Raw genomic sequence first — 14,174 nt, forward strand, 5'->3', positions numbered from 1 at the left:
ACACCGCGCCGGCACCATCAAGGACCTCGCCGCCGAGGTCGGCGCCTCCCTCACCTCCGGCGCCGTCATCTGCGAGATCAAGGACTGACCCGGCGGACGTCCGCCCGGAGGCGACCCCGGGGCGGCCCGGGGCCGCCTCCGGCAGGTCCGGCCCGGCCCCGCCGCCGCCGGCCGGGGCGAGTGGGGCGGCCGCCGTGCCGCCGCCCGGGCCCCGCAGGGGTACCGGGCTCAGCTCTTCAAGGTCCGCTGGAGGAAGTCCAGCACGGTGGCCGCGTACTCCTCCGGATGCGTCTTGACGCCCAGCAGGTGCGGGGTCCCGGGCAGCACCCGCACCTCGGCCAGCGGATAGCGCCGGGCCAGTTCCCGGACCCCGTCGGCCGGGATGATGGTGTCCCGCTCGCCGGTCAGGAACAGCAGCGGGGTGCTCCGGTACGCGCCCGAGACCGGCGGCGGCCAGCTCGCCCGCAGCATGGCGACCGCCAGCGAGGCGAACACCTTCCCCAGCACCCTGCCCGACGGTCCGCGGCGCAGCGGGCCGGGCACCGGCAACGCCCCGGAGGCGAGGAAGTTGCGCCACAGCGGCCGGAGGTCGGCGGCCGGCCCGCTGTCGAACAGCAGCGCGTCGACCGGGCACTCCGCCGCCCGGCGGAGCATGTACAGCGAGGGGAAGGTGGAGATGGAGAAGCCGTAGACGGCGACCCGGGCGGCGGCGTACTCGGGCCGCCCGCGCAGGTACCGGACCACCGCGATCACATCGTCGGTGTGCCGTTCGCTCATGTTCCAGAACGTCCGGTCGGCCAGGCTCCTGCCGTGGTTGCGGTGGTCGAAGAGGGCGACCGTGTACCCGGCCTGGTGGAGCAGTGCCGCCTGGGCGAGGCTGGCGGACTTGCTCAGTCCCAGTCCGTGCCCCATCACCACCACCCGCTCCGGGTCCCCGGGGCAGAGCCACAGATGGATGCCGCGCCCCTTGCCGCCCACCGGAACCATCACGTCCGTGCTGTCGATGCCCAGGTCCGAAGGCGTCTTGTGGTGCCGCTTACGGGGTGGGTGGAAGACGAAGTAGGAGAGGAAGGCGCCGTACAGCGGGGCCAGCGGCAGCGCCAGCACCGAGGCCACCGAGGTGAGCGGGGACTGCGCGGACGAGCCCGCCGAGCGCCCCTTGCGATCCGTCGCCATGTCGTCACGACCCCCATCGCGGTTGAGTCCGGACGCGCGTGATCGTAGCCGGGTGCTCACGGAAACGGAGCCGGAGCGACCGGAACGTGTTCCAGGTCACCGCCCCGCGGTGGCCACCTCCGTCCGTCCGGTGACCCGGCGGCGGCGCGTCGGATGGCCGCATCGCCCGGGGCCACCGGCCCCCGTCCGGCCGGGGCGGCGGCGCGTCGCGTGGCCGCACCGGCGGGGCCGGACCGCGCCACCCGGCAGGTTCCTGACGGGGCGGAGGGCTCGCCCGGCCGCGCGGTGCCGCTCTACGCTCGCTCCTGACGGGAACGGGAAAGCGGTACCGGAGAGTGCGGGGGTGGCCGAGTCGTGCCGTTCGACAGTCCGGCGGGTTCCTCCGGCACCATCCGCCCGGCCCCCGGCTCCTGGGGCCCGGCCGCCCCGCTGCCCGGCCCGCGCGCCCTGCCCGGCCCTGGCGAGGTCGCGGTCTGGCTGCTCCACATCCCCGGCTCGGTCCGCGCCGCGGCCGACCGGGACGGGGTGCTGGACGCCGAGGAGCGCGGCCGCGCCGCCCGGCTCCGCGACGGCACGCACCGCGAGCGCTACCGCGCCTCCCATGTGGGCCTGCGGATGCTGCTCGCGGGCTACCTGGGTGGCGATCCGGCGGACATCAGGTTCGTCCGGGAGCCGTGCGGGATGCCGGAATGCGACGAACCGCACGGCCGGCCCGCCGTGGCGGGCCACCCCGGGCTGCACTTCTCGATGTCGCACGCCGCGGACGCCGCGCTGTACGCCGTGGCCGCGGACGCGGTCGGCGCGGACATCGACGCCCTGCGGATCCGGCGCGGCGGCGCCGCTCTCCTCGGCCACCTGCACCCGCTGGAGCAGGCGGCCATCGCCGCCCTGCCGGAGGAGCTGCGGGAGGAGGCGTTCCTCGGCTGCTGGGTGCGGAAGGAGGCCTACCTCAAAGGCATCGGCACCGGGCTGCCCGGCGGTATCCGGAGCAACCACGTCGGCCTTCCCGCCGGGCTGGCTCCCGGTGGCCCGCCCGGCCCGGCGGGCTGGGCGATCACGGACGTCGAAGCGCCCGACGGCTACCGGGCGGCGGTCGCGGTCCGCACCCCGGAACCGGCCGCCGGCCCGCCGGTCGTCACCCTCGGCCGGATGCGACTGGCCTGAGCGGTGTTCCTGAGCGTTCGGCCGCCCGGCGGCCGCATCGGGCGGGGTACCGGCGCCGGAAGGCCCCCGAGGGCGCGCGGCCGGGCATGACGACAGTGGGCGTCCCCGGAAGACCGGGAACGCCCACTGTCGTTCTGCAAGGTGCGCCGCCAGGGACTCGAACCCCGGACCCGCTGATTAAGAGTCAGCTGCTCTAACCAACTGAGCTAGCGGCGCCGACTGCCGATTACCGCTTCGCGGCTTTCGACGAGGTAAATACTACCTGCTCTCCCAGAGTGCTCCTGACCGCCCGCCGCCCGCCGCCAGAGACCGGGCCGTCCGGCCCCGGCGGCCCGGTCTAGGGCGCCGGGCCGCCTCACGGGTCCTTGCCGATCCGCCCGGGCCGCCCTGCCGGGGCCCAGCTCCGGGCCATGCCGCACCCACCGGCGGGTCGTCTCCCGTCCCGGGCGGTCGTCTCCCGCCCCGGCGGATCGCCACCGTCCCGGGCGGTCGTCTCCCGTCCCGGGTGGGTCGTCTCCCGTCCCGGGTGGGCCGGGCGCTCCCCGGTGCCTCGTCGGTCGGCCCGCCGCGGTCACATGGCCAGCGACAGCAGCACCGGCCCGGCCTCCCGGTTCAGGGTGTGGGCGGCCTGGCGCAGCCGGTGCGCGTGCTCGACCGGCAGTGACAGGGCGAGGCAGCCCACCGACTTGCCCGCGGTGATCGGCACCGCGGCGCAGACGGTGCCCACCGCGTACTCCTGCAGGTCCAGCACCGGGACCGTGGCGGGCTGGCTGTCCAACTTGCTGAACAGCACCTTCTCGCTGGTCGTCGTCCGTGAGGTGAGCCGCACGGTCTTGTGCCGGGACAGGTGGTCGCGGCGGCTGTTGTGGTCGAGCTGGGTGAGCAGGCACTTCCCCGCCGCCATCGCGTGACCGGCGGAACGGAAGTCGAACCACTCGTTCACCTTGGGCGTGCGCGGGCTGTCGGCGTACTGCGTGATCTTGATTTCGCCGTCGATGTAGCGGCTGATGTAGACCGCCGCACCGAGGGAGTCACGCAGGGAGCCGAGGGTCTGCTGGAGCTTGTTCTCGATGGCGGCCTTGTGACCGGGGCCGCCGCCCAGCAGGGCGAGGGAGTCACCGCCCACGTAGGCGCCGTCCAGCACCTGCTCCACATAGCCCTCGCGGCGCAGCATCCGCAGCACCGGTGCCAGATGGGTCGCGGGCAGCCCGGTGCGCCGGGCGATCTGGGCGTCGGTCACCCCGCCGGGGTGGTCGGACACCGTCTCCAGTACGCGCAAGGCGTACTGCACCGAGTGGAGCGGCGCGGTCGGCTCTGGCTTGAGCGCCACGGTTTCCCCCTAAGAGGTTGTTACCGCTTGCGTCGTCGCCGGGGCCGTGGGGTCGCGGTCGGCGATTCGGCCGCTGCCACTCGGGACTACCCCGGCGTACTACCAAGGTAGCGGCCAACCGGGGCATCAGGCGCGGGTGTTGGACATATTGGGGACACGCTCCGGGCCTGTAACCAGGTACGCACCCCCTTGGCATATGCCAGAGTCACGAGACTATCGAAGCCCTGTCTACAGCACCGCCCCAAGGAACTCACGGGTGCGCTCGTGTTCGGGATCGGAGAAGATCTTTTCCGGCGTTCCGCTTTCGATCACCCGGCCCGCGTCGAACATCAGCACCTCGTCGGAGATGTCCCGGGCGAAGTTCATCTCATGGGTGACGCAGAGCATCGTGATGTCCGTGGTGCGCGCGATGTCCCGCAGCACATCGAGCACCCCCGCCACCAGCTCCGGGTCCAGCGCCGAGGTCACCTCGTCCAGCAGCAGCACCTTGGGCCGCATGGCCAGCGCCCGGGCGATCGCCACCCGCTGCTGCTGCCCGCCGGACAGCCGGGTCGGGTAGTCGTTGCACTTCGACCCGAGCCCCACCAGGTCCAGCAGCTCCCGGGCCCGCTCCTCCGCCTCGTCCTTGTCCATGCCCAGGACGTTCACCGGGGCCTCGGTGACGTTGCGCAGCACCCGCATGTTGGGGAAGAGGTTGAACTGCTGGAAGACCATGCCGATCTTCTTCCGCACCTCCCGGTTGTGCTTCTCGCTCGCCGGCACCAGCTTGCCGCGCCGGTACTCGTGGGTCAGGCACTCCCCGTCCACCGCGATGGTGCCCTCGTCCGGCTTGATCAGCGTCATCAGCAGCCGCAGGATCGTGGTCTTGCCGGAGCCGGACGGCCCGATCAGGGTCACGTGCTTTCCCGGCGAGACCGAGAAGCACAGGTCGTCCAGCACGGTGTTCCCACCGAAACGCTTGGTCACCTGGTCGAAGCGGATCAGCTCCGGCTCGGCTGCCTCCGGGTCGGTGCCGGTCCGGTGGCCGGTGAGCGGGGCCGGACCGGACCGGGCGGCCGGCTCGGCGGCGGGCGGGGTGCCGGGACCGGCGGGGGTATCCGGGCCGGTCGGCATTTCAGGGCGAATGGGCTGGTCAGTGGCCAAGACGACGCTCCAGGACTCGCAGCAGAAGGGATGCCGGATAGGCGATGAGGATGAAGGCGACGCCGACCATCGTGTACGGCTCGACGTACTGGAACGACGACGCGCCCTCGGCGCGCGCCGTCTGCAGCATGTCGACGACGCCGATCAGCGCGAGCAGGGGTGAATCCTTGAGCATCGCGATGACGTAGTTGCCGAGGGCGGGCACGACCCGGCGGATGGCCTGCGGCAGGATCACCGCGAACCAGGTGCGGTGCTTCGGGAGGCTGAGCGCGATGGCCGCCTCCCACTGCCCCTGCGGCACCCCGTCGATTCCCGCCCGGTACACCTCGGCGGTGTAGGTCGAGTAGTGCAGCCCGAGCGCGATCACCCCGGTGGTCAGCGCGGAGAAGGTGATGTCCCAGGTCGGCAGCACGTAGTAGAAGAAGAACAGCTGCACCAGCAGCGGGGTGTTGCGGATGAACTCCACCACCCCGGCCACCGGCCAGCGCACCAGCCGGGTCGGCGAGCGCAGGGCCATCGCCCACACCAGCCCCAGCGTGAAGGAGAGCAGCGAACCGAGCGCGGTCGCCTCCAGTGTGATCAGCAGCCCGTCGAGCAGCTCGGGGAGGAAGTCCCGAGCGACGTCCCAGTTCCAGTTCACCGGCCACCTCCACGGGCCTGGACCGCTCCGGCGGGGACCCGGGCCGGGCGCCGACCGGGTACCTTCCGCTCACCGGAGGCCCGCTTCCTTTCGGGTGCCTGCCCGATGCCGGCCTTGGCCCGGCGCTCCAGCAGGCGCATCAGCCGGGTGAGGACGAAGGCGAGCACGAAGTACAGGCCGAGCACGATCGCGTAGATCTGCAGGCTCTCGCCGGTCGCCAGCCGGGAGAGCTGGGCCGCGAAGGTGATGTCCGCGACGCTGACCGCGGAGACCAGCGACGTCGCCTTGAGCAGCTCGATCAGCAGATTGTTGAACGGCGGGAGCATCTCCGGTACGGCCTGCGGCAGCAGCACCCGGCGCATCCGCTGGGCGGGGGAGAAGCTCAACGCGATGGCCGCCTCGTGCTGGGCCGGAGCGACGGCACGGAGGGCACCGCGGACGATTTCCGCGCCGTACGCGCCGTAGGCCAGGCCGAGTGCCAGCACCGCCGCCCACATCGGCAGCAGCTGCGTCTCGAAGGCGAGCGGCATGACGAAGAACAGCCAGAACATCAGCACCAGGGCCGAGGTGCCGCGGAAGACCTCCACATAGAAACCGGAGAGAAAGCGGACGATCCACAGCCGCGAGGTGCGGGCCATACCGACCCCGAACGCGACCACGGCCGCGAAGACCGCGCTGAACACGGTCAGCTGAATGGTGATCCAGATGCCGGGAAGAAGCCAGTGTTCCCACAATCCGACGGTCATGACCTACACAGCTCCTCGGCGGTGAGATCGGTCATCTCGGTCTCGGCGAAGCCGAACGGACGCACGATGCGCAGCAGCTCGCCGCTCTTCTTCAGCTTGCGCAGTTCGACGTTGAAGGCATCCCGCAGCGCGGTCTCCTCCGGCCTGAACGCGAAACCACCGGCCCCGATGTCCGGCTTTCCGTCGACCATCGCCTGGAAGGGCTCGGTGGGCTCGGTCTTCCGGCTGCCGGTCTGCTTGATCACGTTGTGCACGGTCACCCTGGTGCCGGCGAACACGTCGACCCGGCCCTGCTCCACCGCGAGCAGTCCGGCCAGCTGATCAGGGAGGACGGCGATCTCGTCGCGCTTCACCCCGGCGTTGACCGCGTAGTCGATCTGGGCGTAGGCGGTGCCGCTCGCCATCTTGGCCCCGGTCCGCACGATGTCCTTGTAGGTGCGCAGACCCTTGGGATTCCCCTTGGCCACGATGAACGCGTCCAGCATCTTGTAATCCGGATCGGAGAAGATCACCTGCCGGCAGCGCTCCGGATTGATGTACATCCCGGCCGACACCACGTCGAACTGCTGGGAGCGCAGTCCGGGAATGAGTGAGCCGAACTCGGTGGGCACCGGCTGCACACTCTCCACGCCCAGCCGCTTGAAGATGACCCTGGCGATCTCCGGCGCCTCACCGGTGAACTCGCCGTTCTCGTCGATGTACCCGAAGGGAATCTCTCCGGCGATTCCCAGCCGTACCGTGCCCTGCGACCGCAGCCGCTCCAGCAGATTGCCCCCGTCCTTGGCGTCGGCGCTGGACACCCGGGTGCACCCGGCCATACCCAGCACCCCCAGGGCCGCGCCGCCGGCCAGCAGCGACCGGCGGTGTATCCCGAATCCGTCTTTCCCTCGTGGTGGAGCCATGGGCGCGCGGCTACCCGGGTTCCTGGAAGTTATGCGGATGGATTCCAGCCCCGTGCGCCGAACGGCTCTGCCCGCGCCGTCGCGTCGGGTGGCAGCGCCTCCCGGGCGGCTTCGGCCCGTCAGGTGCCCGCGGCGGGGCCCCGCTCGGGCCCGGCGACACCGGATCGGCGGCCGCGGAACGGGGATCGGAGCGGCCCGGGGGGCCAGGGCCCGTCCGGGTCTCGCCCTCGGCGAGGCGCACCGGAGGAGGGGGCAGGCCGAAATCCTTCGTCCGAGTGTCCGCCGCACGGGTGTCCGCCGACCGGGTGTCCGGCCGCCGCCCGGATGTCCGCCCCGGGACTGCCGACCGGGTGTCCGCCCCGCCGCTGCCGACCGGGTGTCTGCCGCCTGGGTGTCTGCCCCGTGGCTGCCGACTGGGCGCCTGCCGCCTGGTGTCCGGCCCGCGGTTGCCGATCGGGTGTTGCTGCCTGGGTGTCCGGCCGCGGCTGCCGATCGGGCGCCGCGGCCGGTGGCGGCCGAGCGGGCGTGCCGGCTTCGGCGGGCGCGGGGAGCGCTTCCCGCGACCGCTGCCGCCGACCGGTCGGTACCGCGGGGCGTCGGCCCGTGCTCGGGTTCGAACAGTGGCTGACCGCCATGCGCGGCCCGGACCCGGCGGCCCGGGAGGTGTACGTGCTTCGGACCCGGTGGCCAGGGGGCGCGTCGCGGCCCGTACGCGGCGCCCGGCGCCCGGCCCGCGCGCCGCGACGCGCCGCTTTCGCCACCGCACCGGACCGGCGACCGGGTTCACCCGTTGGAGCACGCCGTCATGTTGACGCCGGTGCCGCGCCCGCCCCGGGGTCCGGCGAGGCACGGCCGGTCGGGTGGCCCCCACCGCGTACGGGGGACACCCGCCGGGCCGCCGGGTTCGAGGACCCCCGCCGGGCCACCGGTCCGGCGGCACCCATCGGCCCGGCGCGCGCGGTGGCACCCGCCCAGGCCACCGGGTTCGGCGGCAGCCGCCGGCCCGGCGCGAACGGCGTCGCCCGCCGCGCCACCCGGGCGGCGCCAACTGCCGGTTTGGCGCATCCGGTTGCCGACCGACGGGACACCTGATCAGAGCAGTAGAGTGCGACTGTGGCCAGAGTCGTCGAACTGATCTCCTACCCGGTCAAGGGGTGCGCCGGAGCACCGCTGACCGAAGCGATGCTGACCCCGGCCGGACTGGCGCACGACCGCAGCTTCATGGCGATCGGCGACGACGGGGTCTTCCGCAGCCAGCGCAAGGACCCCCGGCTCGCGGTGATCCGCCCGGTGGTCGACCCGGCCGGTGACCGGCTCACCCTCCGGGCGCCCGGCATGGAGGAGCTGACCGTTCCCGTCGACCAGGACTCCCCCCGGCGGGACGTCGTGCTCTTCGGCAGCCCGTACCAGGGCATCGACCAGGGCCAGGCCGCCGCCGACTGGCTCTCCGAAGTGCTCGGCGCGTCGAGCAGACTGGTCCGGGTGCCGCCGGAGCACGACCGGCGAACCGACGGCCTCACCCCCGGCACCTGCGGCTACGCCGACAGCGGCGCGGTCCACGTCATCTCCCGCGCGTCCCTGGACGAGCTGAACCGGCGGTTCGCCGAGAACGGCGACGACGTCCTCCCGATGACCCGCTTCCGGCCGAACATCGTGCTCGACGGCTGGGACGAGCCGCACCGCGAGGATCTGGTCCGCAGGGTCGGCATCGGCAACACCGAGCTGGGCTACACCAAGCTCGCCATCCGCTGCGCCGTGACCCTGGTCGACCAGGACAGTGGCGCCAGGACGGGCCCGGAGCCGCTGCGCACGCTCGCCCGCTACCGGCGCGCCGCCCAGGGCGGGGTGGCGTTCGGAACGAAGTTCGCCGTGTTGCGCACCGGAAAACTGGCGCTGGGGGACGAGGCCCAGGTCACCTCCTGGGGCGTCTCGGAACTGCGGCCCCCGGACGCCTGAGCCACACCAGCCGCCCGCCCGGCCTGGGCACCCGCCGAACCGGGCCCCGGCGTCCATGCCGCCGAGGGCCCGGACCGGGCGCCGGCCGAACCGGGCCCCGGCGTCCATGCCGCCGAGGGCCCGGACCGGGCGCCGGCCGACCCGGGTTCGCCCTGACCCGGGTTCGCCCTGACCCGGGTTCGCCCTGACCCGGGCGGGCGCTGATCCGGGCCCGCTCTGACCGGGCGTGCTCGACCCGGGCGCGGATCCCGGATGTGGGCGCTCCCGGATGCGGGCGCGGGACCCCGGCTCGGAGCGGCCGGGCCGGAGCGGGCGGGCCGCTGGGGGCGCCGGGGCGGCCGGGCCCGCCGGGGCTGGGGCCACCGAGGCCCCGGGGCGGGGGAGAATGGATCCCGACCCGGGCAGCGCGAACGGCGAGCGGTGCCCCACCCGCCTCGCAGGAGTCCTCGTACGGTGTCCCAGAACCGCCAGTCCCTTTCCATCGAAGCGGTCCGGTCCGGGCTGCGGGCCGACTGTGCGCAGTGCTTCGGGCTGTGCTGTGTGGCACTGCCCTTCGCCGCGTCGGCCGATTTCGCGGTCGACAAGGACGCCGGGCGCCCGTGCGCCAACCTGCGGGAGGACTTCCGCTGCGGGATCCACGCCCGACTGCGTGAGGAAGGGTTCTCCGGCTGCACGGTCTTCGACTGCTTCGGTGCCGGACAGAAGGTGTCCCGCACCACCTTCGACGGGCGGGACTGGCGGCAGGACCCGGCGACCGCCCGCCGGATGTTCCAGGTGTTCCCGCTGATGCGGCAGCTCCACGAACTGCTCTGGTACGTGACCGAGGCGCTGGCCCTGCCCGCCGCCCGCCCCGTCCACGGCGAGCTGCGCCGCGCACTGGACCGGCTGGAACGGCTCACCGGCGGCAGCGCCGAGACCATCCTGGCGACCGACGTGGCGGAGATCCGGCACGAGGTCAACACCCTGCTGCTGCGCGCCAGCGAGCTGGTGCGGGCGGGCGTCCCCGGGCGCCGGAAGAACCACCGGGGCGCGGACCTCATCGGTGCCTCCCTCAAGGGCGCCGACCTGCGCGGGGCCAGCCTGCGCGGGGCGTATCTCATCGCCGCCGACCTCACCGGCGCCGACCTGCGCTCGGCCGATGTGATCGGCGCGGACTTCCGGGACGCCCGGCTGGGCGGCGCCGATCTCACCGGCAGTCTCTTCCTCACCCAGGCCCAGCTGAACGCGGCCAAGGGCGACGCGGCCACCCGGCTGCCCGAGGCACTCACCCGCCCCGCGCACTGGTAGTGCCGCCGCCTCGCCCCGCGCCGCGCACCTCGGTGGTGCCACCACCCGGGCCCGCGGCCGGACAGCGGCAGCGCCCGGGCCCGCGGCCCCGGACAGCGGCAGCGCCCGGGCGCATGTACGGGTGGCGAGCCGGCCCGGGCCGGGAGGCGGCACCGCCCGGCTCAGGTACGCCGGCGGCACCCTCCCGGCTCGCATACGGACAGCGGCACCCTCTCCCGGCCCCCGTACGGACAGCGGCACGCCCGGCCCGGGTGCAGGTGGCGGCCCGTCCGGTGCCTGCGCACGGGTGCGCCGGGCGACCCCGCCCCGCGCCGGGCGGCCCCGCCCCGCGCCGGTCGTCGTCCGCCCGGGGCCGGCCGGACACCGGCCTCGGCACCCGTGCCGTCCTTTCCCCTCCGGACCAGGCGGCGGGTCCGGGAATAACCGGAGTGCTACTCCGGTTGGCAAGCTCCGTCATGCTTCAGATGCGCGCGCGCCCGGGTGGGAAGCGCGCCAGGACGTGAGGAGGCGGGCCGCCGTGGCCGACCAGCAGGACGACGCCATCCGGGCCGAACCCATCGGCAGCGCACCCGTACCCCTGTCGGTACTCGACCTGGCCACGGTCGGCGCCGGGGTGACCGCGGCGCAGGCGCTGCGGACCACCACCGCGCTGGCCGGACTGGCCGAGCGGCGCGGTTTCCACCGGTTCTGGGTCGCCGAGCACCACTCCATGCCCGGTGTGGCCAGCTCCTCGCCGGCCGTCCTGCTGGCGCACCTCGCCGCCCACACCGACCGCATCCGGCTCGGCTCCGGCGGCGTGATGCTGCCCAACCACGCCCCGCTGGTGATCGCGGAACAGTTCGGCACGCTGGAGGCCCTGGCGCCCGGCCGGATCGACCTGGGACTGGGGCGGGCGCCCGGCACGGACGGTGCCACGGCCGCCGCGCTGCGCCGGACCGACAGGCTGAACGAGAGCGCCGACGACTTCCCGCAGCAACTCGCCGAGCTGACCCGGTTCCTCGACGACGACTTCCCGGACGGCCACCCCTACGCACGGATCCACGCGGTGCCCGGCCCGGTGCAGGGCCGGGTGCCCGGCGGGGTGCAGTCCGCCGGGCGGCCGCCCGTCTGGCTCCTGGGATCCAGCGGGTTCAGTGCGCGGCTGGCCGGGGTGCTCGGACTGCCGTTCTCCTTCGCCCACCACTTCTCGGCCGCCCACACCGTCCCCGCGCTCGACCTCTACCGTCAGCACTTCCGGCCCTCGGCGGTGCTCGACCGGCCCTACGCCTCCATCGGGGTGTCCGCCTTCGCCGCCGACGACGAGCGCGAGGCCCGGCGGCAGGTCCTCACCGGTGCGCTGTCCATGCTGCGGCTGCGCACGGGCCGGCCCGGGCTCATCCCCACCCCGGAGGAGGCCGAGGCGTACCCCTTCAGCCCCGTCGAACGGGACTTCGTGGACAGCTGGCTGGTGAACGTGGAGTTCGGCACCCCCGACGCGGTACGGGACGGCCTGAACGACCTGATCAAGCGCACCGGGGTGGACGAAATCAAGATCACTACCACCGGCCACGGCCGGGAGGCGCGACTGCGCTCGTATGAGCTGATCGCGGACGCCTACGGGTTCCCGGCAGCCGTCTGACACACGGTTACGCGCAGGTCGCACCGCGGAACCGGGGCCGGCGGTGCGACCCGCGCGGCCCGGGCTCCGCACCCGGGAGCCAGGCGCCACCCCTCGGACGCCGGGCGCCGGCGCCGGGGGAGCGGCGGCGGTGACGACCCGACCACCGCGCCGGCGATGGAGAACCCGGTCGCCCAGGCGGCGGCCCGGAGCACCCGATGGCCCGGAGAACCCGGTCGCCGAGGCGGTGGTGGGGAGCACCTGCCGTCGCGGTGGCCCGCCCGCCGTGGCGGCCGGAGGTCAGTTGCCGCCGACCGCCGCCGCGTATCCGCCGATCATCGCCGAGATCTCCTCCGCGGGCACCGCCCGGGAGTAGAACCAGCCCTGCCCGGTGTCACAGCCGATCCGCGCCAGCCGCTCGGCCTGCGCCGCGCTCTCCACACACTCCGCGGTGACCGTCAGACCCAGCCGGTGCGCCAGTTCCACCAGGGCCTCCACGATCGTCTCGTCCGCGGGGTTGGGCGGCTCCTCCGGCCGGAAACCGCGTACGAAGGAGCCGTCGAGCTTGAGCGTCGAGACCGGCAGCCTGCTCAGATAGGCCAGGTTGGAGTAGCCGGTACCGAAATCGTCGATGGCGATCGCCACCCCCATGTCGCTCAACTGCTGCAACGCCTCCAGCGGCCGGCCCGCCGACCCCATCACGGCGGACTCGGTGAGCTCCAGTTGCAGCAGCCGCGGCGGCAGGCCGGTCCGCCGCAGGATCGCGCCGACGTCCGCTACCAGGTCGGAGTCCCACACCTGGCGCACCGCCACGTTGACGCTCACCACCAGGGGTGCCCGCGGATGCTCCAGCATCCAGCGGCGACCCTGGCGGCACGCCGTCTCCAGTACCCACCGGCCGAGCGGCACGATGGCACCGTTCTCCTCCGCCAGTGAGATGAACCGATTCGGTGACAGCCTGCCGAACCGCGGGTGCTGCCAGCGCACCAGCGCCTCGACTCCGTGGACGACCCCGTCGACCAGGCCCACCAGCGGCTGGTACTCCAGTACGAACTCCTCGCGCTCGACCCCCGGGCGGAGCGTGCTGGACAGCGCCTGCCGGGTCATCCGGTGCGCGTTCCGCTCCGGGTCGAAGAGGGTCCAGCGGGCCTTGCCGTCCGCCTTGGCCCAGTACAGCGTGGTGTCGGCGGCCTGCATCAGCCAGGTGGCGTGGGTCTCGGCGGCGGGCCGCTCCACCAGCCCGATGCTCGCCGACACCGACAGCCGCTGGCCGCCGACGTCGAACGGGCGCTGGAGCGCGGCGAGCACCGACCGGGCCAGGTCGCACAGCTGCTCGGTGCCCCGGGAGTCCTCGACCAGCAGCGCGAACTCGTCCCCGCCCAGCCGCGCCACCAGGTGGCCGTCCGGCGCCGCGCACTCGGTGAGCCGCTGGGCGACCGCGCCCAGCAGCCGGTCGCCCACCCGGTGGCCGAGCGTGTCGTTGATCGCCTTGAAGCCGTCGAGGTCCAGGTAGCACACGCCGATGCGACCGGTGCCGTCCTCCGCCGCGGACGCCTCCCGCAGTACCGCGGCGAGCCGTTCGAAGAAGAGACTGCGGTTGGGCAGCAGGGTCACCGGGTCGTGCATCTGCAGATGACGCAGCCGGGCCTGCAGATCCCGCCGCTCGGTGACGTCGACCAGGGTGAGCAGCAGCACGTCCCGGCCGTCCGGCACCGGCTCGATCCGCACCTCGGCCCATCTGCCCTCCCCGCCTGCCGACCCCAGCAGGCGGGTACAGGACAGCTGCCGCCGCTGCCCCAGCAGCACCTCGCGGTACTCGCTCCACAACACCGGATCGTCCCGCAGTCCGGCCAGTTCGGCCGCGCCACGGGCGACCAGATCGGCGGCGTCGGTGCCGAGAAGCCGACCGAGCGCCGCGTTGGCGTCCAGGACCAGGCCGTCGCGGCCGACGACGGCCATGGCCAGGCGTGCGGCATGGAACACCGCACGGTAATCACCGGGGGCCGCCCCACCGCCTTCGACGCCGGGCTCAGTATGACGTTGAGTGATCGTCGGCGGCATAGTGCGGGGCGCGCGACCCTGACCGTCAGGGGATCCGCTCACCGTTCGCTCCCGCGTGGTGCTCGTCTCGTACAGGTCGTCTGGGTATCTCACACCGGGCGTCGGACGGATGGTGGCGTGCCACCCGAATAGGGAAACCCGCTGGAAATGTGGCGATCATAGAGGCTCTTAC

At 73.5% G+C, this 14,174-nt stretch carries 11 protein-coding genes and 1 tRNA gene; 4 read left to right on the forward strand and 8 right to left on the reverse strand.

Translation table 11 applies throughout. The features are described 5' to 3' along the window. Window positions 1-228 precede the first annotated feature (228 nt). The gene (locus ACH4B3_RS18070) at window positions 229-1,176 is read right to left on the reverse strand and encodes an alpha/beta hydrolase (RefSeq protein ID WP_398463856.1); all 948 of its coding nucleotides are present in this window, start codon (window positions 1,174-1,176) and stop codon (window positions 229-231) included. Window positions 1,177-1,530: 354 nt separating this feature from the next. Between ACH4B3_RS18070 and ACH4B3_RS18075 the strand changes: the two genes are divergently transcribed. Continuing rightward, window positions 1,531-2,340, forward strand: coding sequence for a 4'-phosphopantetheinyl transferase family protein (locus ACH4B3_RS18075; RefSeq protein ID WP_398463857.1), 810 nt, complete (start codon window positions 1,531-1,533; stop codon window positions 2,338-2,340). 142 nt (window positions 2,341-2,482) lie between these two features. On the opposite strand, the gene ACH4B3_RS18080 is transcribed toward ACH4B3_RS18075, so the two are convergent. From ACH4B3_RS18080 to ehuB, 6 genes are all read right to left on the reverse strand, one after another. Beyond that, window positions 2,483-2,556 (reverse strand) — tRNA-Lys (locus tag ACH4B3_RS18080). 355 nt (window positions 2,557-2,911) lie between these two features. Further along, window positions 2,912-3,670 (reverse strand): IclR family transcriptional regulator C-terminal domain-containing protein, encoded by a 759-nt coding sequence (locus ACH4B3_RS18085; protein WP_398463858.1) that lies wholly within the window; start codon window positions 3,668-3,670, stop codon window positions 2,912-2,914. A gap of 228 nt (window positions 3,671-3,898) precedes the next feature. Continuing rightward, window positions 3,899-4,783 (reverse strand): ectoine/hydroxyectoine ABC transporter ATP-binding protein EhuA, encoded by an 885-nt coding sequence (ehuA, locus tag ACH4B3_RS18090; protein ID WP_398463859.1) that lies wholly within the window; start codon window positions 4,781-4,783, stop codon window positions 3,899-3,901. A gap of 19 nt (window positions 4,784-4,802) precedes the next feature. After that, window positions 4,803-5,453, reverse strand: coding sequence for an ectoine/hydroxyectoine ABC transporter permease subunit EhuD (gene ehuD, locus ACH4B3_RS18095; protein WP_398463860.1), 651 nt, complete (start codon window positions 5,451-5,453; stop codon window positions 4,803-4,805). Next, window positions 5,450-6,199, reverse strand: a complete 750-nt coding sequence (gene ehuC, locus ACH4B3_RS18100) for an ectoine/hydroxyectoine ABC transporter permease subunit EhuC (protein ID WP_398463861.1) — start codon at window positions 6,197-6,199, stop codon at window positions 5,450-5,452. The genes ehuD and ehuC overlap by 4 nt, the downstream gene beginning before the upstream one ends. After that, the gene (ehuB, locus tag ACH4B3_RS18105) at window positions 6,196-7,101 is read right to left on the reverse strand and encodes an ectoine/hydroxyectoine ABC transporter substrate-binding protein EhuB (RefSeq protein ID WP_398463862.1); all 906 of its coding nucleotides are present in this window, start codon (window positions 7,099-7,101) and stop codon (window positions 6,196-6,198) included. The genes ehuC and ehuB overlap by 4 nt, the downstream gene beginning before the upstream one ends. A 1,113-nt stretch (window positions 7,102-8,214) precedes the next feature. Here ehuB and ACH4B3_RS18110 point away from each other — a divergent pair. The 3 genes from ACH4B3_RS18110 to ACH4B3_RS18120 all read left to right on the forward strand — a co-directional run bounded on the left by ACH4B3_RS18110 (window position 8,215) and on the right by ACH4B3_RS18120 (window position 11,962). Further along, a complete protein-coding gene (locus tag ACH4B3_RS18110) occupies window positions 8,215-9,057 on the forward strand; it encodes an MOSC domain-containing protein (protein WP_398463863.1) in 843 nt (280 codons plus the stop codon). Window positions 9,058-9,510: 453 nt separating this feature from the next. Continuing rightward, on the forward strand, window positions 9,511-10,344 hold the full coding sequence (locus ACH4B3_RS18115; RefSeq protein WP_398463864.1) for a pentapeptide repeat-containing protein: 834 nt from the start codon (window positions 9,511-9,513) through the stop codon (window positions 10,342-10,344). Window positions 10,345-10,861: 517 nt separating this feature from the next. After that, window positions 10,862-11,962, forward strand: a complete 1,101-nt coding sequence (locus ACH4B3_RS18120) for an LLM class flavin-dependent oxidoreductase (protein WP_398463865.1) — start codon at window positions 10,862-10,864, stop codon at window positions 11,960-11,962. Between the two features lie 279 nt (window positions 11,963-12,241). Here ACH4B3_RS18120 and ACH4B3_RS18125 read toward each other — a convergent pair whose 3' ends face one another. Then, window positions 12,242-14,002, reverse strand: a complete 1,761-nt coding sequence (locus ACH4B3_RS18125; RefSeq protein ID WP_398463866.1) for a putative bifunctional diguanylate cyclase/phosphodiesterase — start codon at window positions 14,000-14,002, stop codon at window positions 12,242-12,244. Window positions 14,003-14,174 lie beyond the last annotated feature (172 nt).

The organism is Streptomyces sp. NPDC018031 (assembly GCF_044327625.1).
In the GTDB taxonomy this organism is placed as follows: domain Bacteria; phylum Actinomycetota; class Actinomycetes; order Streptomycetales; family Streptomycetaceae; genus Streptomyces.

What these genes read in the sequence shown, in the direction of transcription:
- ACH4B3_RS18070 (WP_398463856.1), bottom strand. Translation starts at nt 1,176, where the DNA reads ATGGCGACGGATCGCAAGGGGCGCTCGGCGGGCTCGTCCGCGCAGTCC.
- ehuA (WP_398463859.1), bottom strand. Translation starts at nt 4,783, where the DNA reads ATGCCGACCGGCCCGGATACCCCCGCCGGTCCCGGCACCCCGCCCGCC.
- ehuC (WP_398463861.1), bottom strand. Translation starts at nt 6,199, where the DNA reads ATGACCGTCGGATTGTGGGAACACTGGCTTCTTCCCGGCATCTGGATC.
- ehuB (WP_398463862.1), bottom strand. Translation starts at nt 7,101, where the DNA reads ATGGCTCCACCACGAGGGAAAGACGGATTCGGGATACACCGCCGGTCG.
- ACH4B3_RS18125 (WP_398463866.1), bottom strand. Translation starts at nt 14,002, where the DNA reads ATGCCGCCGACGATCACTCAACGTCATACTGAGCCCGGCGTCGAAGGC.